16 protein-coding genes are annotated in these 22,078 nt (G+C 50.0%); 15 read left to right on the top strand and 1 reads right to left on the bottom strand.

All coding sequences use genetic code 11. From position 1 onward, the window contains the following. Positions 1–81: 81 nt before the first annotated feature. Positions 82–2,811 (bottom strand): tetratricopeptide repeat protein, encoded by a 2,730-nt coding sequence (locus tag OCL06_RS13665; protein ID WP_262995488.1) that lies wholly within the window; start codon positions 2,809–2,811, stop codon positions 82–84. 118 nt (positions 2,812–2,929) lie between these two features. Here OCL06_RS13665 and OCL06_RS13660 point away from each other — a divergent pair, with 118 nt between their 5' ends. From OCL06_RS13660 to OCL06_RS13590, 15 genes are all read left to right on the top strand, one after another. Next, positions 2,930–4,039 carry a GNAT family N-acetyltransferase gene (locus OCL06_RS13660; protein ID WP_262995485.1) on the top strand — a complete coding sequence of 370 codons (1,110 nt, stop codon included), beginning with the start codon at positions 2,930–2,932 and terminating at the stop codon, positions 4,037–4,039. 45 nt (positions 4,040–4,084) lie between these two features. Then, positions 4,085–6,604, top strand: a complete 2,520-nt coding sequence (locus tag OCL06_RS13655; RefSeq protein ID WP_262995483.1) for an RIFT barrel domain-containing protein — start codon at positions 4,085–4,087, stop codon at positions 6,602–6,604. Next, complete coding sequence (locus OCL06_RS13650) at positions 6,604–7,584, top strand: glycosyltransferase family 2 protein (protein ID WP_262995481.1); 981 nt, start codon at positions 6,604–6,606, stop codon at positions 7,582–7,584. The genes OCL06_RS13655 and OCL06_RS13650 overlap by 1 nt, the downstream gene beginning before the upstream one ends. Positions 7,585–7,588: 4 nt before the next feature. Next, positions 7,589–8,692 carry a glycosyltransferase gene (locus OCL06_RS13645; RefSeq protein WP_262995478.1) on the top strand — a complete coding sequence of 368 codons (1,104 nt, stop codon included), beginning with the start codon at positions 7,589–7,591 and terminating at the stop codon, positions 8,690–8,692. 1 nt (position 8,693) lies between these two features. Further along, positions 8,694–9,725 (top strand): polysaccharide deacetylase family protein, encoded by a 1,032-nt coding sequence (locus OCL06_RS13640; RefSeq protein WP_262995476.1) that lies wholly within the window; start codon positions 8,694–8,696, stop codon positions 9,723–9,725. Beyond that, the gene (locus tag OCL06_RS13635) at positions 9,712–10,779 is read left to right on the top strand and encodes a GNAT family N-acetyltransferase (protein WP_262995474.1); all 1,068 of its coding nucleotides are present in this window, start codon (positions 9,712–9,714) and stop codon (positions 10,777–10,779) included. The genes OCL06_RS13640 and OCL06_RS13635 overlap by 14 nt, the downstream gene beginning before the upstream one ends. A 71-nt stretch (positions 10,780–10,850) precedes the next feature. Further along, positions 10,851–11,840 carry a sulfotransferase domain-containing protein gene (locus tag OCL06_RS13630; RefSeq protein WP_262995473.1) on the top strand — a complete coding sequence of 330 codons (990 nt, stop codon included), beginning with the start codon at positions 10,851–10,853 and terminating at the stop codon, positions 11,838–11,840. After that, positions 11,828–13,714, top strand: a complete 1,887-nt coding sequence (gene asnB / locus OCL06_RS13625) for an asparagine synthase (glutamine-hydrolyzing) (protein ID WP_262995470.1) — start codon at positions 11,828–11,830, stop codon at positions 13,712–13,714. Before OCL06_RS13630 ends, asnB begins: the two co-directional genes overlap by 13 nt. Next, positions 13,689–14,843, top strand: a complete 1,155-nt coding sequence (locus OCL06_RS13620) for a glycosyltransferase (protein ID WP_262995468.1) — start codon at positions 13,689–13,691, stop codon at positions 14,841–14,843. Before asnB ends, OCL06_RS13620 begins: the two co-directional genes overlap by 26 nt. 38 nt (positions 14,844–14,881) lie before the next feature. Further along, entirely contained in the window at positions 14,882–15,775 is an 894-nt protein-coding gene (locus tag OCL06_RS13615) for a sulfotransferase (RefSeq protein ID WP_262995466.1), read from the top strand. Between the two features lie 6 nt (positions 15,776–15,781). Then, a complete protein-coding gene (locus tag OCL06_RS13610) occupies positions 15,782–16,771 on the top strand; it encodes a sulfotransferase family protein (RefSeq protein ID WP_262995464.1) in 990 nt (329 codons plus the stop codon). Continuing rightward, complete coding sequence (locus OCL06_RS13605; RefSeq protein ID WP_262995462.1) at positions 16,761–18,251, top strand: lipopolysaccharide biosynthesis protein; 1,491 nt, start codon at positions 16,761–16,763, stop codon at positions 18,249–18,251. Before OCL06_RS13610 ends, OCL06_RS13605 begins: the two co-directional genes overlap by 11 nt. Then, positions 18,244–19,623, top strand: a complete 1,380-nt coding sequence (locus OCL06_RS13600; protein WP_262995460.1) for an O-antigen ligase family protein — start codon at positions 18,244–18,246, stop codon at positions 19,621–19,623. The genes OCL06_RS13605 and OCL06_RS13600 overlap by 8 nt, the downstream gene beginning before the upstream one ends. Beyond that, positions 19,620–20,858, top strand: a complete 1,239-nt coding sequence (locus OCL06_RS13595) for a hypothetical protein (protein ID WP_262995458.1) — start codon at positions 19,620–19,622, stop codon at positions 20,856–20,858. Before OCL06_RS13600 ends, OCL06_RS13595 begins: the two co-directional genes overlap by 4 nt. Next, positions 20,855–22,075 carry a TIGR03087 family PEP-CTERM/XrtA system glycosyltransferase gene (locus OCL06_RS13590; RefSeq protein ID WP_262995456.1) on the top strand — a complete coding sequence of 407 codons (1,221 nt, stop codon included), beginning with the start codon at positions 20,855–20,857 and terminating at the stop codon, positions 22,073–22,075. Before OCL06_RS13595 ends, OCL06_RS13590 begins: the two co-directional genes overlap by 4 nt. The last annotated feature ends 3 nt before the right edge of the window (positions 22,076–22,078 follow it).

Below are 22,078 nucleotides of genomic sequence, written 5' to 3'. Positions count from 1 at the left end.
ACGTCGCAACATTATGATTTTAAAGAGCTTTCCAAATTACATCGAGACCAAGACATTGTTTGTGTAAAAAAATCTGACGATCTAAATCTGCTTTTCAAGTTCTCTCCATTGGTCTCTTTCCTTTTTAGATTTTGCCTTCTGGTGAAAATCTTTATGCAGCTGGCGGGCTTCCTTATCCATACCTTGCTTCACCAGGACCTGGCTCAAGTGCAACGCCGCCTCGCTGTAATTCGGATTCACTTTCAAAGCTTTTCTGAAATTTTCTTCAGCTCCTGAATAGTTTTCTTTTTCATTAAGGATAAGACCTTTGGTATCAAAGTAATATTCCGAGGTCTGTAAGGAAATTGCCGTATTCACGTGTTCTAGTGCTTCATCGAGGGAGCCCAGCTCATAAAGTGCAACTGCCAGGTTATTGTGGGCATGTGCATCTTCAGAGTTAGTTTCAATTATATTTTTGTAAATTTGTACGGCTTTTTTAGGAACGCCGAATGTCATGCTGTACTGCGCTATTGCGTGCTGAAGCTTTGGATCATTCTGTTCAGTTCCAGCTGCGGTCGCTTCTAAAACCTCTAAACCTTTTTCGATGTCTCCTTTTAGACCATACCCCCTCGCAAGCATCACCGCGGTACCAAAGTTCTGTGAATTTTTGAGTGCAGATTCAAAGTGTTTGATAGCGCTATCTATGTTGCGGTCAGCCATCGCCAACTCACCCTCGAACTGAGAAAGCAACCCGCTCGGGATTGTGCTCCTCCGCAACTCCACTAATAAACTTTCTGCTTTTTCAAATTCGCCCTGTCTCATCAACAGGTAGAACTGGGAGACATCAAATCGTAAATCGGCGGGAAATTGCTTTGCATACTTTTCGGCCAGGCTTGTTGCTTTTTCTATATTGCCTGCCAATTCCTGTATGCCGATTAACGTCAATGCTGCCTCATTATTTCCTTCGCTCTTTTCCAGCCACCGCTTGGCGACTTCCTCAGCTTTGCCGTAGTTTCCCTGTTCTAAATACGAGCTAATCAACAGTTTTCTAAATAGGGGCGGCAGCTCACCTTCCTGCGGTTCCAGTTGTGAAGCAGCCTCTTTATAGTTATTGTTTCGAAAATAAAAAACTGCATTGGCAAGCCTGAAACCCACAGCATCCGGGGCTTCCTTTTGCTTCCGCTTCAGCACCTCACCAACATTCACTTTTTCATCTTCAAGTAATTTCAGATAGTCAGTGACTGTAATCCAGGAAAACGGCTGCAATAACAAGAGACGTTCAGACTGATCCAGCGTTTCGGCATGATTACCTAACTGATAATTGGCAATCATTGCGATACGCAACGCACTCATATTTTCGGGGTCTTGTTCGAGGACTTTTGAAGTATACTGCAATGCTGTCTCGTGTTGTTGCTCGCCCATTGCAATCATCGCTCGCAACACATTTGGCGTGGCGCCCTCCTGATTGTCAAAAGTTTTTACAACTTCCTTGGCCGCCGCGTAATCACCGGCTTTAACATGACGCTGGATTTGCAGGAATTTGGCGCCGATGCTCTCACTGTCAGATGCGAGCATCCGTTTTATGGTTTCCTCCACGGCCTCATCTGAAGACGACATTTGCAGGGACGACAACTGCAGCAAAATTGCCTGGTCATTTTCCGCTCGTCCCAGACTACTCTCAAGTACCTGCTTGGCTTCATCATGGTTGCCATGCTTAAACAGGTAATCGCTCGCCGAAATCAGGAAGGCCGAATCTTCTTCACTTTGCATTTCCAGCGACTGCAATACCGCGGTAGCTTCTTCAAAATACCCTAACTCCAGTTGAACCCGGGCCAACAAACGCTTCACTTTGGCATATTCCGGCGCCTGATTGTGTGCGCGGGTCAGGTAAGTGTAAGCCTTCTCCCAGCTCGACACTTTTAGTGCGGCCAGGCCGGCAATGATGTTAGTTTTAACACTGGCGCTCGGTGATTGCGCAGCTATTTCTGCATGGCGGATAGCCGAATCAAACTCGCCTTGCTGCATATCAATGTCAGCCTGAATCTGATTGAGCAATGGCATTTTTGGCTTCTCTTCCAGCCAAGCTTGGGTAATCTTTTCTGCTTTTTCAAGCTCCCCCATATTCACGAGTAACTCTGCATTGAACATCGCAACTACTGCTATATTTCGGAATTCTTCATATACAGGCTGTAAATGGGTAAGCGCTTCAGCGAACGAGTTTTCTCTCGCCAGTAGTCGTGCATGAGTAAAATGTAACACTGTGTCAAGCACCGCCATGTCTGACTCAACCACGACGTTTGATAATTTCAACGCACCGGAAAAATCCCCTGCGCGGATCAGTTGAAAGGTACGCAGCACTTTTTCAGCTCTACTATTGCCTTCAATTACGTTGGATTGATTCTGGACATCCGGGTTTACCACTAATGCCCCAATATCGGCGAACAAGCGAATTTTGTCACTGGCCTTGTCACCCAGGTTCTCTTCTAACAGCACCAGATCTTCCGCCCGGTTGGAGAAATACAGGCTGGCAAACAACATGTCTTCGCTAATCGGCTCATGTTGATAAGAGGTATCTTCAATCACCGTGGTGAGTTCTTTGGCAGCTGCGGCGAGATCGCGCCGGTGATATAATGCCTGTCCCAGCGCTTCCCGAATCTCCATGTTAAGTGGTGCATCCTGAGCAGCATTTTTCAAAACCACTACCGCTTCCTGGTAGTTTTGCTTACTCATGGCCTCCTGGGCTGCCTGCAAACTTTCTTCAGGCGTCGCGGGTTGGCAACCGGTCAACAGTATGGTAGCAATGGTAAGAGAGAGCATTCCCTTTTTAAACATGATCATTCCTCGGCTTTAAAATGTGTTCTAGCACGCTAAATTCTTGTCAGAACTAGCCAGACGTTCGTCGCATTGTGGCTCATTATTAGAGTGATAATCAATTAGAAGTAGTGTTATTGTGAATCAGAAGCAAAAAGTAACCGCCGAACGCTACCCCGAGAGTTCTGCCGAAGAAATAGTCAGAATTGTGGGGCAGCTGGGTGATGCCTTACCGGAGCAGCGTTTTTTTACCTCGTTGCCGTGGATAACCGCATGGCTGGAAAGCCATCAGCTTATCCCTGATTTAATTGTATTCAGGCAACAAGGGGAAATTGTAGGCTTCACCTTCCTGGGTCAGCGTCAACAAAAGCGTGGCCTATTCAGTTGGCGACAGGGTTACCTCAATCAAACCGGCCATGCCGGACCAGACCAAATCTGGATAGAGTACAACACCATTATCTGCATTATTGAGCAGCAACTGTGCATTGACGCGTTAATCAGCATGCTGATAAGAGATCGTGTTCACAGACTTACCGTTAGTATGACCCACACACCTGAAGCATGGCAGAACGTGGCCCGGTTAAGGCAGCTAACAATTAGCTGTGAGCCACAATTTGCCGCCAGATTCCGTTTTGATGGCAAGGAAATCGACTTGCATCTGTCCTCGAATACCCGTTCACAAATCCGGCGAAGTATCCGAGTAGTCGAAAAAGAATATGGTGCCCTGGCGCTCACACCTCTCACAGATCCAAAAGAATTGCAGCAGGGGTTTGAAGAAATGGCCACTCTCCATCGCGAACGCTGGGGGCAGACGGAACAAGGCAGTGGTTTTGATAATCCGGCGTTCGTGGCGCACCACCAACAGCTACTGTCGGACTACCCGGAGCATGCCAAACTCGTCAGAGTGACGGCCGGCGAAAAATTATTAGGATACAGCCTGAACTTTTTTTGGAACCACCAAGTATATTTCTACTGTTCTGGTATGAACTACCGTTTTACCGACAACAAAATTAAACCGGGCTATGTGTTGCATTATCTGTTGCTGCAGGATTACGCAAGTAAAGGTTTAGCGTGTTACGACTTTCTCGCTGGCTTCAGCCGGTATAAAAAGTCGCTCAGCAATGAGCTTTATTCTCTTTACACGCTCGATATTCTGCTCCCCTCAGCAAAAGGCAGTGTCATAAAACAGCTGCAAAGGTTTAAATCGGCCGGTGCCCGTCTCAGACGTTGGCACCTCTGGAAAAAGTAGGTAAAGTCTTACAGCGATTTTTTGACGACAGGGAATTCAAAGCCAATGCAGTCTTATGGCGCCGCGTTCACTATTTCTAACAGCCAACCTACGGCGATCACCGCCTGTGCAGTATCTATTGGACTGCCGTTGCCCCGCAGCAGAGTGCTGGCTCAGGATCCCCTGGCGGTATATGACGCGGACGGCGTGCCCGTGTCCACTCTGGCCTGTCAGCCAACCGCATTTTGGCCTGATAACAGTGTAAAATGGATACGCGTCATTGGCACACTGGACTTGCCCGCTGACTCTGAACTCACATTGTTCGCTGACAAGGCGTCAGTAAATACCAACTGCAAACAAAATGCCCCCCTGGTGGAGAAATCTGACTGTCTGACTGTGAGCGTTCCGGATGGTGAGATGCATTTTTCTTACGAACAGCCATTGGTAAGCTTTCCGGATGGCTCCCAGTGGACCGGCGTAAGTGCTGCGCTGGCGGAAAAAGACCAGCCTGTTCAGGCCACTTGCTGCCACTTTAGTCACCGTATGATTTCAGGCCCCGATGGGCCGGTGGTGCTTCAAATCACCCAGTCGCTAACGTTTCCGGGCAGCCCGCTTCGTGCGCAGTGTACGCAGGAGCTGTTTTTAGACAGCGGAGACCTGCACTCCCAAGTAAGTATTACCAACCCGGAGGCCGCGCGCCACGAGGATGGAAAATGGGATCTGGGCGATCCTAACAGTCAGTACCTGCACGAACTTAACTGCCGGATCAGCGCGTCACAGCACCCCGTCCTGCTAATTGATGGTAAAGAATTACAGTCAGATGCTATGTCCCTGCACCAGGCCTCCAGTGGACATCCAAACTGGCAAAGCCGGAATCACGTAACCAAAGACAATCAGGTGAATCTTCCCTTCAGGGGGTTTCAGGTCACCACCAGCGACGGTGAGGTGCTTCACCACGGTGATCAAGCCAGTCCTGTACTGCAAGTTTCCGGTCGCCTTTGCATGGCCATCCGCCATTTCTGGCAAAACTTTCCAGCTAGCATCAATACCACGCAAAATTCAGCAGAGGTAAGTCTGTTAGGAAGCGCTGCCGGACCAGAAACAGAACTGCAGCCGGGTGAGCAAAAGACCCGAACGCTGATATTTTCTTCTTCCACAGCACGCCTGACAAACCCACCCCCTGTTATCACCGTGTTGCCTGAACCTGTTGCCCTGACTCAGGCCATTCCATTTTTTGCCACCGAAGCCTGTCAAAATGCGTTACACGGTCTGATACAAGCAGGCCTTACAGGCGATAACAACTTTTTTGAAAAACGCCTGGCGATTGACGAATTTGGCTGGCGGCATTTCGGCGAGCTCTATGCGGACCATGAAAAAGCCCTTACGCCTGATAAAAGTGAATTTATTTCTCATTACAACAATCAGTATGACCCGATTTACGGCATGTTGCTGCAATGGCTTTTAACCGGAAACCCTCAATGGTTTGAGTTGGCAGATGATTTAGCCAGACACGTGGCCGATATTGACGTTTATCATACTGAGCAGGATAAACCCGAATATTCCGGCGGGATGTTCTGGCATACCGATCATTATGTGGAGGCCTTTACCGCCACCCACCGCACATATTCCAAACGCCAGCCTTCAGACGTATATGAAGATCATGCCGGCGGCGGTGGCCCGGGCGGGCAGCACTGCTACACCAGCGGACTGTTATTGCACTTCCTGCTGACTGGCAGTGATGCATCCCGGGATGCTTTTTTGCGTCTGTGCAGCTGGATAGAGCATGTGTACGAAGGCGACGGCACCCTGTTTGGCGCCCTGCTGGCCATGAGAAAGTCTAAATCAGCTGACAGTAAGGATATTATCAGCGGTCAGTATCCTTTTGACCGCGGTACCGGCAATTACCTGCAAGCCATGCTTGACCGCTACGCCCTGTTAAATCACAAGCGGGATCTACAGCGTGCTACCTTTATCGTGCAACATACAGTCTCGCCAGCCGACTGCATTGCCAGCCGAAACCTGGACGACAAAGAGAACACCTGGTTTTACACCGTTTTTCTGCAGGCCCTCTGCCGCTATATCACCACCCTGGAGCAAGAAAGCAAAGTGGATAAGCGCGCCTACCGTTATGCGGTAGATAGTCTGTTGCATTATGCCGGTTGGATGGCGGAGCATGAAACTCTCACACTGGAACATGCACAGTCGCTGGAGTTTCCCAACGAAACCTGGACCGCTCAGGACTTACGTAAGCTGAATATTCTGGCGTTCGCACAGGCTTACGCTCCTGCTGTACTGAGCGAGTCGCTTGCCAACAAATGTGAGACACTACTCCAACAGATTAATCATCGCTTACAGGCTTCACCTGAAGCAGCGACTACCCGGGTGCTGTGCTTAATGATGCAAAATTATAATGATGCTGGCTATGCCCTCGCTCCGCGGCCCCTCGAGGTTAAGCAGGCCACCGGGAGTAAGGCTCCGGCATTTACCCTTATGCCCTACCTGTTTACTACCCTGCGATCGTTTTCGCTGAAAGGTGAGGTAGCACAATTGCAAAAGCGGTTCGCCGCCCTGAGGAAGCTGGCCTGATGGAAGACAAGCGCCCCACGTATACTGCCAGTTTTATTATTCCGCACAAAGGCCGGGAGGCGATGCTCATCGAGACGCTGGACAGCATTGCGGCCCAGCGTTGTGAAACACTCACTTATGAGGTCATAGTGGTGAGTCAAAACTCTGCCGCCTCCGAGGAACTGGAAGCATTTAAATCGCGGATGCCGCTAACAGTGCTGTTTAATGAAGAAGGTAAAACCATTTCGCACTCCAGGAACCTTGGCGCGAACCATGCGGGGGGAGAGTTCTTAGCCTTTCTCGATGCCGACGTGCGACTTGCGCCTGACTGGCTTGAAACTATGCATCAAACGTTGCAGCAACAGGCGCACACCGTTCTGGTGAGCGCCAGACAGCGCAATAGCGATGACGCACCGCCACTTGAGCGCATACGCACCGCACTGTCGAATGCAGAAGTGGACGCTTTCGTCCACTTCTTGCCGGGGCGCAATCTGTTTCTGAGCAAAGCCACTTTTTTAGAGGCTGGCCAGTTCCCTGAGCATCTGATGACCTGTGAAGATTATTACTTTACCGACAAGGTGAATGAACTCGGCAAATTATTTTATACGTCCGCTACGGAATATGTTCACCTTGGTGAAGACAAAGCGTTTCTTCCGATGTTCAAAAAAGAAATCTGGCGCGGACAGTCGAACCTTGCGTCACTATCCGGCCGCAAGGTTCCGCTACGGGAGCTGCCCAGTTTTATAGTTCCTCTGGCAGTTAGCGGCTCTTTTATCTTAGCGCTTGCATTACTGATTCTTGGGATGCAGCCAGCCGCGGCTGTATTCCTGATACTGGGGTTGGTACCGTGTATTGCGTACACGGCCAGGGTCAAATCTATACCTAACGAAAAAGTCAGCACTTTCTCCTGTCTGCTTTTCTATATATTGTATTTTCCTGCAAGAACCATTGGCACCCTGAAAGGTGTTTTCAGCCACGTCACAACGGACTCACACAAATAGCATTATGAAAGTATTACAGTTTATATGTTCTACCGGTTTTTATGGCGCGGAAAGGTGGATTTTGGCGCTGGCTAAACACCTCCCGGATCACGTTGACAGTGAACTGGTCGTCACCCTGGAACCAGGCACCGAAAACCTTAAGTTGGTGGAAGAGTTCAAATCTATCGGCCCCACCCATGCCCTGCCAATGCGAAACAAATTTGATATGGGTGTTATTTCCTCCCTGGCTAAGCTCATTAAAGAGCAAGGTGTAGACCTGATCCATACCCACGGTTATAAATCAGATATCATTGGGGTTCTTGCGGCAAGAAAAGCTGGCATTCCCTGTGTGGTTACCCCCCACGGTTTTGAAAATGCCAGGGACTTAAAGTTACGTACGTTCATTTGGGCCGGTTGCCAGGTGATGCGCTACGCTGACGCTGTGGTACCTTTATCACGCCAGTTATTGGAAGACGTTAAAGGGTTTCGGGTGGCGGATGAAAAAATCGAGTACATCCAGAATGGCGTCGACCTGTCAGAGGTAGAAGCTGTGCGCCTGACCAAGCCGGAAACTTCGCCCTTCCCGCGCAAACGTATTGGCTTTGTCGGCCAGATGATTAGCCGAAAAAACATTGAAGATATTCTCGACTGTTTCGATACCCTTTACCACAAGCGCCAGGATGTTGAACTGGTTTTTGTGGGTGACGGCGATTCCCGTCCGGAACTTGAGCGATACGCACGCTCACTCAACAGCTCTACTGCTATAGAGTTCCTCGGCTTCAGAGATGATAGATTGCAACTCCTGCGAGACTTCGATCTTTTCGTGATGTCTTCCACACTGGAAGGGATCCCCCGCTGTCTGATGGAAGCCTGTGCAATGGAGACCCCAGTGGCAGCCTATGATATTCCCGGCATCGATCAGCTCATTCAGCATCAGGAAACAGGTTTGCTGGCGCCGCTAAAAGACAAGGATGCGCTGTTGTCCTGCTGGGAAACATTACTTAATGACGATGAACAGGCAAAAAGGCTCGGACGAAATGCGCGCGAGTTTGTAGAAACCCATTTTTCCGCCAAGCGTATGGCCGGTGAGTACATGACGCTGTTTGACAGGCTACTGGGTGCCCGCTGATATGAGCAAACCCGAAGTACTCTTTATACTCAGTATCGACACAGAAGAGGAGTGGGACTGGAGTAGTCAGTTTCCGTCTACCGATTACTCGCTGGATAATATTCAGAAACTACCGGCGTTTCAGGCACATTGCGCCAAACTGGGCATCCGTCCAACCTATTTTGTGGATTATGCGGTGGCCAACGCACCTGGAGCTCAAGAGGTAATAACTGATATTGCCCGTTCACGTCATGCAGAGATTGGCGCCCATCTGCATCCGTGGTGTAACCCGCCTTTATTTGGCGAAACAACGGATGCATCCTCACATGTGGTCAACTTGCCTCTTCATCAGACTGAGGCGAAACTGGATAGCCTGATGGACGTACTGGAGAACGCGGTAGGTGTGCATCCCAGGTCCTTCCGAAGTGGCCGTTGGGGAATGAATGGCAATGTATTGGCGCTGCTCAGAAGCAGAGGGTTCCGGGTCGACTCAAGTGTTTATCCGTTTTATGAAAATGACTATTTTTCTTGTGCAGGCGCTCCCACCACGCCGTACTGGCCATCCTTATCTGATCCCCTGGCCACGGGCGAGCAGCGGGATATTATGGAGCTTCCTGTCACGGCAGGGTTTAATCTGAAAAATGCCCGTTTCGCAGAGAAGGTGCACAGCCATATGTCCCGCTCAATGCTCGCCAGGCTTAAAGCGGTTGGCGTCCTCTGGCACACCAGACTGTTGCGCAAAATTTATCTGAGCCCGGAGCTTTCATCCAGTAAAGATATGAATCGCCTTATCGATTCTGTACTTGCCAACCAGGCGCCCTGTATCCATATGTATCTGCATAGTTCCAGTCTGATAGATGGGGCGACCGGACTGCTTCCTGAGCGCCACGCATTTACCAAAATTTGTAACCGCATGAGTGATTCGCTGCAATATCTGCAAACCCGTGCAAACATAAAATTTTGCACTATCACTGAAGCTGCTGAGATCTTGTCTCAGCGGCAGCCAGATGCCAACCCACTGTTTCAACCGAGGTCTGTTCATGTTACCGGATAACCTGAAAATTGTGCCACGTCGCCAAATTGACGATGCTCAGTGGGACACCTATGTCGACAAACATGCTGAAGCCACTCCCTACCACCGTAGCGGCTGGCTGAATGCCGTGGTCAGCGCTTATGAGCATGATGATGCTTCTATCGTTGTGGTCGAGCCCTCCGCGGGCACCATAATGGGGGTGTTTCCCTGTATTAAGATGAACATGCCGTTGGGTAAAAGTAAGTATTGCGCCCTGCCATATTGTGACGTGGGCTATGGGCTCGCTGATAATGCTCAACTGCTGGGTGCGATGGAAACATACCTGCTGCAGCTGGCAAAAGTGACGAAACGGAGCTGGGAAATCCGCAAAAGCGCTCACGCTTACGAGCACGATACGGCCTCGCTGGAAGGCAAAAAGGTACGCATGCTGCTTGCTCTTGCCGAAGACAGTGAAAGCCTGCTCGCCTCCTTTAAGTCAAAACTGCGCAGTCAGATTAGAAAGGCTGAAAAAAATGGCTTACGGGTTGAGACCGGGCGATCTGCAGAGCTTTTAGAGCATTTTTACTCTGTTTACTCTATCAATATGCGCGACTTAGGCTCGCCAGTTCATGCTAAAAGGTGGTTTGAACGTATCGTCGAGTATTATGGCACCAGCGCGGTAATCAGCGTGACTTACAAAGACCAGCTACCGATTGGCGCCGGACTTATACTGAAAAGCGGCGAAACTGCATGTATTCCCTGGGCATCCACCAATCAACGGTATAACCGCCTGGCGCCGAACATGTTACTGTACTGGTCATTACTGGCACATTGCGCTGATAACGGTATCCGCCAGTTCGACTTCGGTAGGTCTACCTATAACGAAGGCACCTACCGATTTAAAAAACAATGGGGCGCGTCACCAGTAGCATTAAACTGGCAACATACGAATGAAGACTTCACCCTGCAACCGGTAACGAGTGCGGTCGCGGGCAACAGTACAACCCGTGAGCTGGTTGAAAACATTTGGCGCAAGCTTCCGCTCGCGTTTACTATCAAAGCCGGTGCGACCATTCGCCCTTACATAAGTTTGTAACACAAGGAGACTGTGAATGTGGTTCGCTTTTTCTCATGTCGCTTACTCAACGCGCGGCAAAGGAGTACACCTTGGCTAAACTGATCATGCTCGCGGGGTTTCCCCGTTCAGGGACAACGTGGTTTGCCAATCTCATCAATACACATGAACAGGTGTTGTATCGTCACGAATTAATCGGCAGACACTATACTCACCTTAACGATGAAACGTTTCAGAAACTGCGCAGCGGCACCGAACTCAGCGACATCGAGCAAGAGGAAGTGCAGGCCTGGATCAGCGCTGCCCATATTGATACAGACAAACCGCCCTTTTTCGCCAAAAAATTCGGCCTTCTGCGGTACCCGAATCTGCATCATTATGCCTGGCTGGGCACCAAAACCCTGCCATTGCTTGAAAGTCTGTACGAAAAAGCCTTCACCACCCACTCAGATGATGCGCGGTACCTGGTGAAAGAAACCCGTACCCTCAATCAGTTCACTCATTTTTTAACCGGTCTGAACGCGCATAGCACGGTGTTTTTAGTGCGACGCCCCCACGGCAGTATCGCCTCACACTTAACCGGGATTAAAAAAGGGGTCATGCAGTCTGCTCCTCCGCAGCAAATTGAAGAGTGGGCCGCGGGCCTTAAAGAGCGAAACCCTGAATTGTATGAGGAAGTTAAGGCCAGCTATCAACAGTTTGACGACGTTGATTTCCTGAGCTACCGCTGGCGCGATTACCACGAAACCATGTTGCAGCTGTTGCCAAAGCTAAACGGGCACGTATTTAACTACGAACACTGCCAACGCCATAAACGGGCGAGCACCGAAAAACTATTCAATATTCTGGGTTTGTCGTTATCGCCCAATACTCTGTCATTCATAGGTGATGAACAGGACGCTAACGAAAAATCATTACTAAAACGGGATGCGTCCGATTCCTTTTACAGCGTCTACCGGGGTAAAGACTTTAACTTTGAGTCGTGGAAAGAAAGTCTCAGCGAAGAAAACATTACCCGTATCTCCGCGATTACCGATCAGACCTGGGCGCGTCTTGAGGAGGTTTTCACATGTGCGGAATAGCTGGATATACCCGCTTTCATCATCCCGAAGGGGATGAGTCTGCATTGCACGCCATGGGCCAGGCGATCTTTCATCGTGGCCCGGATGCCGGAGGAGTTTACCTGGATGACCAGGTAGGGTTGTGTCACCGCAGGCTGAGTATTCTTGACTTGTCTGAAGCGGGTAATCAACCCATGTTTTCCGATGACGAACGCTATGTAATTGTGTTCAACGGAGAAATATATAACTTTCTGGAACTTCGGGCAGAACTCGAAAAGGCCGGACATACTTTCCGCAGTCATACCGACACTGAAGTTATCCTCAAGCTGTTTGCCGAGCATGGTGAGCAATGCTTATCCATGCTAAACGGTATGTTTGCGTTCGCATTATGGGATACCCATACCCATTCGCTGTTTATCGCCCGCGACCGTCTGGGTAAAAAGCCGCTGTATTATTACCAAACAGAAAACCGGTTCGCCTTTGCTTCTGAGATTAAAGCCATTTTGGCGTTGGAAGATATCGATAAGACTCTGGATCACGAGGCCATTCACGATTATTTTGCTTATCAGTATGTGCCTGACCCTAAGTCAATATTTGCGCGCATCAGAAAACTGCCACCAGCGCATTATATGACGATCAACGCCGACGGGATCCACGTTCAGCGCTACTGGTCGCTTAGCTTTGCAAATGTACGACAACAAAGCGAAGAGCAGAATACTGCTGACCTGAAATCGCTTCTCGAAGATGTTACCAGCAAGCGCATGATCAGTGATGTCCCTCTGGGCGCCTTTTTGAGCGGTGGTGTGGACAGTTCCGGCGTCGTGGCAATGATGTCGCAGGCCAGTGACAAACCCGTCAAGACCTGCACCATAGGGTTTGATGACGAAGCTTTTAACGAATCTGAATTTGCGCGTGAAATTGCACAGCTGTATAAAACAGAACACCATGAGTTTACTGTTCACCAGAACGTAGCTGAGCGGCTGGAACAAATCGTTGGCTATTTCGATGAGCCATTCGCTGACCCGTCATTAGTGCCCACTTACTTCGTTTCTGAGCTGGCCCGTAAAGCCGTTACGGTTGCGGTAGCGGGTGATGGTGGCGACGAGATGTTTGCGGGGTACGAAAAATACACCACTGACGATATCGAAAATAAACTTCGTGCACGCTTTCCGCTGGCGCTGCGCGAGAAACTGTTCCCTAAACTTGCCGGTATTGCTGGTAAGTTGCCAGGAACATTAGGGAAAAAAGCAAAATCGTTGCTCACCAGTCTGAGCCAGACACCGGGCATGGGCTTCTATATTACCAATAGTCAGATGACCGACGAAGAGTGGCAAAGCCTGGTGACACCAGAGTTACAAGGGAAACTGGGGAGCTATCACCCCAGCGAAAATACGTTACGGTTCTACAACGAATGTGACGGCGAAGACCACCTGAGTAAAATTTTGTACACCGACATCAACACTTATCTGTGTGGCGGCATTTTGGTGAAAGTAGATCGGATGAGCATGGCTAACTCCCTGGAAGTCCGGGCCCCCCTGCTTGATTACCAGGTCGCAGAGTTTGCCGCCTCGTTGCCCGGTGAGCAAAAATACAAGCAAGGCACCAAGAAATACTTACTCAAACGGGTCTTCGAACCTTTCATCCCTGACTCCCTGTTGCATCGCAAAAAGATGGGCTTTTCTGTGCCACTGGACGCCTGGTTCCGTGGCGAATTAAAGCCGCTTGCTGAACGTTGCCTGTTGGCACCCAATAAGGGGCTGCACTCGGTATTTAGAGTCAATGCAATTGAAAGGCTTTGGAAGCAGCATCAGGCGTCTAGCCATAACCATGGCGCGATCCTTTGGAGCATGCTTATCTTTCAGTTATGGCATGAGCGGTACTGTAGTGATGACTGAACAAAGCAGCACGGGATCCTCGGGCCTGCTCAACGTAGCCCATGTCACTTTCGACATGCGTATTGGCGGCACAGAGATGGTCATAAAAAATATCATTGAGGGCAGCCGCGACCGCATCAACCATTATCTGTTTTGCGTTGAAGCCCCTCTCGGTCCGTGGGGAGAGTCGCTGCGTGATGAAAATGTGATTACCGCATGTTGCCAGCGCAATGAAGGCCTGGATGTAAAGGTGATTAAGCAGTTACGCGCGTTTATCCGCGAACATGCGATCAACGTGGTGCATTGTCACCAGTATACCCCTTGGGTGTACGGCGCCCTCGCGGCACTGAGTACCTCCTGTTCTGTGGTCTTCACTGAACACGGCAGGTTCTACCCCGACTCTACCACGTGGAAGCGTCGGGTAATTAATCCCTTGTTGTTAAAGGCTACCGACAGAGTTACTGCTATCTCCCAGGCAACCCGGAATGCGCTTAGCCGCTTCGAATACATCCCGCAGGACCGCAGTGAGGTAATATACAATGGCATCGCCCCACTCCGGCCGGATGCGAATAACGTTGAGCAGCTTAAACACACATTAGGGCTGGCTGAAAGTGATACTGTGGTGGGTACCATCGCCCGGCTCGATCCCATAAAAAACCAGTTGATGATGCTCAGAGCATTTGCAGATGCATGCCAGGCTCAACGTAATCTGAAGTTACTGATTGTCGGTGACGGAGAAATGCGTGAGTCACTGGAGGCATTAACTGATGATCTCGATTTACGCGATCGCGTAATCTTCACGGGGTATATAACCAACCCTACCGATTACCTGGCCCTGATGCGCTACTTCCTGTTGCCTTCGTTAAGCGAAGGCACCTCCATGACGCTTCTGGAAGCGTTATCCATTGGTATCCCATGCATAGTCACTGACGCGGGTGGCAATGCGGAAGTTATTACCGACGGTGTCACCGGCTTTGTGACGCCGAATGATGATCAGGACGCCTATAGTCAGGCGCTTATGAACGCGGCGTTGCTGTCCGAATCAGAATATCAGGGGCTGGCCGGTAATTGCATAAACGATTTTAAGGCGCGCTTCGCAAGAAGCATCATGAACGAGCAATACGTCAGCCTGTATCAGGAAGTTAACTAATTTAACGCGTTTGCGAGAAGAACAAACAAGGACAAACTATGCAAACCACACCGCTGTTTTTGCTGGGAACGGGAAGAAGTGGCACTACGCTTATCCAACGCTTCCTCAATTCCCACCCCGACATCATGTTATGGGGGGAGCACCAGGGATTTCTTGAGGACCTGGCCAAATCCTACTTTGCACTGAAGGAACATCCTTCGATGCACGAATACGCGTATAAAAATGTCGCTCCGGCAAATTGTGAAAACCTGTTGGGCTACTATAAAGATCCCAAAAAGTGGCAGGCGTGGACCAACTGGTTCGTGCCGGAAAACGTCGATGATTTTTACCGTACGATGCTGGAGAGTATCTTCAACCCAGAGCAGGTCGGCAAGCACAGAGTGTGGGGATTTAAAGAGATCCGTTATGGCGAAAACCCCGAAGTGTTGAGGTTCCTGCAAAGCCTCTACCCACAGGCAGTTTTCCTGTCTGTGGTACGTGAAGGTTTGAATGTGGTCGAAAGCCAGCTGACGACGTTTCACCAGGGTGAATCTAAATACCCCCGCATTAAGCGTATCCTGCAATTACCGATATTAATGCGTATAGCCCGGTCGTGGGCAGCCATGAACCACCAGCTTCATGCGTGGGCCAATAAATATGATCGCTCTCACTTTTTACGCTATGAAGATTTTGTTGATGATTACACCATTATTCGTCCGGTGATGGACCAGCTTGGTCTGGAGATCGAGCCGGCACAAACAGATGTCATGAGCATGACTGAGGGCCGCGGGAGTTCATTTAAGGCAAATTCAGATCAAAATGCCAGATGGAAGAAAATGGGCTATATCCCGTCTTTTGTAGCGGAATTGTATGTTGGTAAACAAAGTAAAAAGTTTGGCTACCCGCGCCCCCGTGCACTGTCGCCTGCATCGCTTCTCAGTAAGTTGTTTTAGTTATTCATGAAGAAACTATCGCTACCTGTAATTACTCGTCGTTTGCGTCTCATAGTGACAGGCTCGTTAAACCACCTGTTATTTGCGATGCTATTACGAAAGCGGTTCAAAGCTGAAAATGCCATTGTCATATGTGGTTCAATTCGCAGTGGATCCACCTGGCTGGCGGAAATGCTCAGTGCCTTGGATCACCATATTCAGCTGTTCGAACCCTTGCATCCTAAGTATGTCAAAGAGGTAAAAAAACATATCCCCTCCCCCAATTGGTATGTGGCTCCGGATGAAGCTTGGCCGGAGGGAGAGACGTTGTTTCGCCGGATTCTTGCCGGGCGCCTGGTAAACCCCTGGATCCTCAGTCAGGTTAAGCCGGGCGAGCTACCGGCCGCCAAGCAACTGGTAATTAAATTTGTCCGTGCCAACCTGATGCTCCCATGGCTAAGCCGGCTGGACGGGCTCCGCGCGCCGGTGCTGGTCATTAGGCACCCCTGTGGGGTCATCTCGTCGCAATTAAACAAACAGTGGCCGCCCGGCAAGCAACTGCTGCTTTCAAACCCTTACCTGGACAACTATCCGGAGCTCCGCAGTGCATGCCAAAGCTTATCTGAGCCGGAAGAGTTAGCTGCCTTGGCGTGGTGTCTGCGTTACCATGCGCCACTCTTTTCGCCAGCTCCGCAACGGTTTGTGCTGGTCAGTTATGAGGCGCTGGTAAGAAATGGTGCCGCCGAGCTCAAGCGTATTTATAATGCCTGGGGAGAAACCGTCCCGGCGGCGGCCGAAGCGCAAATAGCACAACCCAGCGATACCAGCACCAAGGACTCAATGATACGTCAGGGTAAAGACCCTTTGGCGGGTTGGAAGCACAAACTGACCGACACCCAAATCACCAATATTCTTAATGTACTGAAAATTTTTGGGATGGAGTTTTACAGCGAAGCACTGGAGCCCGACTACCAGGCGTTGCGTAAATTCGGATGCAGTAATAACCATGACCAATAGTGCCGGCGACGTTAGCCAGAAAACTAAACAGAGTGTGATGTGGTATTCCACCCTGCCCTTTGCCACCCACATGATACGGTTTTTAAATTCGCTGCTGCTGGCGCGGATCCTGGCCCCCGAAGACTTCGGTATCATTGGTATTATTACAGTTATCCTGTATTACAGCGATACGTTCACCGATTTTGGATTTGCCAAAGCAATTATTAATCGTGAGCAGGCTCCCCGGGCTGTGTTTGACACTTACTTCGCATTCAACTTGTTTGTCTCCCTGACCATTCTGGTTATTTTTCAACTTAACGCGAGCAACATAGCCAGCTACTTTGACATTCCGGAACTCGAGGCGGCGGTGCAGGTATTTACCCTCATGGTTGTCATAACCGCTGTTTCAGCGCCCATGAAAGTGAAAATGCGCAGGGAATTAAACTTTAAAGCGCTGGCGCTGATAGAAGCCTTCAAGGTAGCGGTATCAATTTCATTTTCGCTAACGCTTGCTCTGAATGGGTACGGCTTCTGGGCCTTAATAACTGCCATGTTAGTCGCTCAGACAGCCACACTAATACCTTTAAGCGTCGTTACCCGCTATGTACCGTTACCTGTTTTCTCATGGTCACTGATGCGCGACCTGTTTCGTTTTGGAAAGTGGGATTTTCTCAGTGGTCAATTGCAGTTGGTAGCTAACAATATCGATAAACTTATTATCGGCAAAAGTCTTGGTGCTGCCCAAGTCGGTTTTTACGACAAAGCGATGGGGCTGGCAAAAATGCCCCACGATCAAATCTCTATAAAAATTGCCAACATCGCCTTTTCTACATTCTCCCGGACCCGACAGAATGCTGATGAGCTCATGTACTACTTTCGCCGGCTCACAGCTACTAATGCAGTCATAATCTGCCCTTTGCTGGCCGGATTCGCTGCGGTGGCTGAACCTTTTGTAATGCTTATTCTCGGGGATAAATGGGCTCCCATGATCACCAGTCTGGTATTGCTGTGCGCAAGCTTCGCGATTAGCGCGTTAGCGAATCCTGTGGAGTCCATTAACATCGCTTCCGGTAAAATTGCACTCCAGACTGCACTTTCGCTGGTGCTGACTTCCGGACTGGTCGTCAGTATGCTGGCCGTGGTGTCAGAGGGTATTGAGGCGGTTGCCACCGTGGTTCTGATTTTCCATATTGCCCGGGTGGTTTTTGCCAGCATGCTACTCTGTTTTCACTTACGCCTCCCACTTATCACTATTGTTGCTCCGCTTTGGCTGCCGGTGCTGGCGTCATTTGTTATGCTGGTTACCCTGAAAGTGGCCGATGCCACCGCGTTAGCCGAGCACAGCGACTTGCTGCGGCTGGCGATACTGATACCCGCAGGGGGAATAATTTATCTAACACTGGTTTGGATTATACCGAGCCAGGATTGTGAGTTTATTAAGCGGAAGACCGTCAACAAATTGCGCAAGCTCTTCCGTAAGCAAGGACCTACCCATGTCTAAACTGGCTTTGGTATTCATTCTCGGTTTTGTTTACTGTGTCTATGCGGCACTGTTCGTCGCCCCATCCATCGGTTTTTACTTCTATGAAGTGAATTACTTCCTCAACCCCCGCGCACGCTGGTGGTTTTCGGGCGTGCCCTCGCTCAACTATTCGTTCATCATTTCATCGCTTATCTTAGTGGCCTACGTTTTTCATCTGCGTAAATTTACTAATAATACCTTTGCCAGGTTCCCCGGCTTCAAATGGTTTGTACTAATATTTCTTAGCTATGTGGTTGCGCTGTTCTGGGCTGTTTCACCAGAACAGCACAGCCGTTTCACGTATGAATTGCTAAAACAGGTAATCATCATCGTAGTGGCGTACCGGATCCTGGACTCAGAGGCCAAGCTTAAATATGCCTTGTTATTCTATGCCGTAGGTGCTGCGTATATTGGTTTTGAAGCCATGAACGTGGGGCGCGACAGTTGGGGCCGGGTTGAAGGTATCGGCATGGTGGACTCGCCCGACTCAAATTCCACCGCAGCATCCTTGGTGGCGATACTGCCAGTACTGATTTATTTCGGGTGGCGGCTTAACTGGAAATATAAAGTGGCCGTGGCCATTCTGGGCGCCCTGATTGCCAACGGTATCGTACTTATAAACAGCCGCGGGGCCTTTCTCGGGGCGGCCGTGGGAGTGGGCTACTTTTTAATGTTCATGATGTTTTCCAAATACAAGCTGCCGAAACAGCGTGTGATGCTGCTGGTCATTTTTGTTGGTGTAGCTGGTGCCACTATCAGGGTTACCGACGCCACATTCTGGGAACGAATGGCAACGATTGACGATAAGTCATCTAAAGAGTCTGAGGGCAGTGGCGGCCGAAGAATCAACTTTTGGTTAGCGACCTTTGATATGTTGGAAGATCAGCCTCAGGGAATTGGTATTTTCGGGTATCAGACCTGGAGTCCCTTTTACCTTAAAGACGATAGCTATTTTGAGGACGTGATACGGGATCAGGGCGTGAAATTTCGTGCTGTACATTCAATTTGGTTTCAGGCACTGGCAGAAATAGGCTGGCACGGCTTCATTTTTTTCCTGGCACTGTTACTCAGCCTCTGGCGAGGTGTGCTTAAAGCAAGAAAGCTGGCAGCCAGTGTGGGCAACCTTGATATGTATTATATGGGGGTGGCGATTGAAGCTGGGTGCATATCATTTTTGCTGGCCGCTTCGTTCATCGACGCATTCAGGATCCAGCTGCTGTATTGGCTGATCCTCTATTGCGCCACTTATTGCGCAATAGTGAATGGAAGGCTGGCTCCCAACACAGAAACTGAGACGGCGCCAGCTAAACCTACACGATACCCCCGCAATGCTTATGGGAGGCCCGTATGACAACTCTTTACACATCCATCGCATCTCGCCGACTGTGGGCAGTCCTGCTCTTATTATTGCCCCACACATGTATCGCAACCAGTACGCCACAACTTCAGGCTGTGCCGGTACAGGAGGCTGGTGGCTTTACCTTTCGTTTTGAAGGCGGAATTCGATTTCCCAAAAAAGCCTCCGGTGTTTCTTCTCTGCCCTATACCAGCGGCGCCTTTTTCGTAAAGTCTGTGGAGGGCGAAGATAAAATCTGGATAGCCGGCAAAGCCAAGGAGTTTGCCATTGCACAATACACACTGCCAGAGCCTGTGGCGAGTACCAAAGTAGCTGATTATCCTCTGGCTATCCAGCAGCAGCCATTCACGGCTGTGGGTCCTGCCGGCTTGCGTAATGATGCTAACCGGGTCACAGGCATGGCAGTCTCCGACGGACGCCTTTTTGTGAATGTAGCGGAATACTACGACGCCGGGGGTGATAATTTAAATACCACAGTGGTGGCTGCAGACGCTTTTAATCTAAGTGCTTCGCTTGGGCCGGTATTTAAAACTATTACCGGCAAGGCCCATGCAGCAGGTTGGATTACACCTGTGCCGGCTGTCTTTCAATCTCTGTTAGGGGGAGATCAGATAATGGGCAATGCGTCAAACTTTCCGATAGCATTGAGACACAGCATTGGCCCATCAATGTATATTGTTAACTCCAACGATGTAGTTACCACCGATCCAAAAGGCACCATCCCGGCTTTGCCCGTAATTGACTACTCGTTAAAGTCACCGCTCCATCCCGATCAGTATAATGAAAGCGGCACTAATGATATGTGGACGGTTGTGTCGAAAGCGTTTACCGGTTTTCTTCACGTCAAAAGTCGCAGTTACATGGTGGTAGGGTCATCTGGCGGCCACCACAGTGGGCTAGGCTACAAAATAGATCAGGATAATGGCAACCGGTGCCCCGGCCCTTGCGCCAAAGTTCACACCGATTATCAGAACTACTTCTGGCGCTACGAAATGGACGCGGCGCTGTCTGCGCCTCTCCCCTCACTAATCGAGCCTGTGGCATATGGTGAACTGCCCCTCTTTACCCATGACGAACTTATTTACGGAGCTTATTATCAGGCTGAAAAGCAACGCCTTTACCTGCTACTCAGAGAAGCCGACACCACTCATCCCGCCCCTTTGCCGCTCTTACTGGTTTACCACCTGGCATGGAACGGGCCGCAACCTGACATCAAGGATACGCAGTGAATACCGCTTTAAATATTCTTTATATTGCACACCGGGTTCCTTTCCCTCCTAACAAAGGCGAAAAAATACGAACCTTTCACCAGCTTGAACACCTCACCAATCAGGGTCATAACCTCACAATTCTGTTTCCGGCAGACTCTGAAGAAGACACCCGGCTCGGAGAGGAACTGGCTGTGCATTTGAAATGCGATGTTAGCTCCGTACGTCTGCCCGCCAAGCCAGTACGATTGGGCAAAGCTCTGGTTCGCCGGGAGCCGCTTTCGGTGGGGAACTTTTATGCGCCGGAGATGCAGACGATGATCGACGGTTTGTTTGATCAGACGGTGTTTGATGCCATCGTTTTCACCGCCTCGAGCGTGGCCAAATACGCCTTCAACAGTCGGCATGACCTGTCATCCTTTCCTAATACCCAACTGGTGATGGATTTTATGGATTTGGATTCTGACAAATGGCAACAGTACGCTCGTCAGGCAGGGTGGCCTATGCGTTGGGTTTATACCCGCGAGGCGCGGGTGTTGAGTGACTATGAAAAACGTATTAATGAGGCGTTTAACGCTTCTGTATTCGTGGCTGAGGCTGAAGCGGATTTATTTCGTCAGCGAACGGGCAATCCCGAACGTGTGCATGCTATAGAAAATGGCGTAGATACGAAGGCATACCGCCCCTCTGAGACGGCTGCCGATCAACCCGCGCCTGCCTTCCTGTTCACGGGCGTAATGGACTATAAACCCAATGTAGATGCTGTGCTCTGGTTCACTGAGCATGTTTGGCCAAAATTATTGGAGCGCTACCCCACCGCCACTTTTGTAATTTGCGGCATGAACCCCACCCCAGAGATTTCTGCACTGGCGTCCACACCCGGTATCAGGGTTACCGGCTTTGTGGATGAGATATTACCGTTTTACCATGAGGCCAGTGTGTTTGTGGCACCCTTCCGACTGGCGCGCGGTATCCAGAACAAGATTCTCCAGGCGTTTGCATGCGGCCTGCCGGTAGTGACCACCACAAAAGGCTTGGAAGGCCTCGATGCCACTCCTGGCGAGCACCTACTGGTGGCGGATGAAGCCGATGCGTTTTTTGCACATATATTGCATTTACTCGAGGAGCCTGTGCGTTTTAATGCAGTCCGTCAGGCGGCACTGAATAAAGTGCTTCAGCGTTACTCGTGGAATGGTGTGTTAACTAAGTTCAATAGCTTGCTTACAGGGGAGGCGTAGTCG

It is taken from the genome of Alteromonas salexigens (assembly GCF_025628895.1).
Lineage (GTDB): Bacteria > Pseudomonadota > Gammaproteobacteria > Enterobacterales > Alteromonadaceae > Alteromonas > Alteromonas salexigens.
Note: the sequence above shows the minus strand (reverse complement) of the source record. Positions and strands in the feature narration are given on the sequence as shown.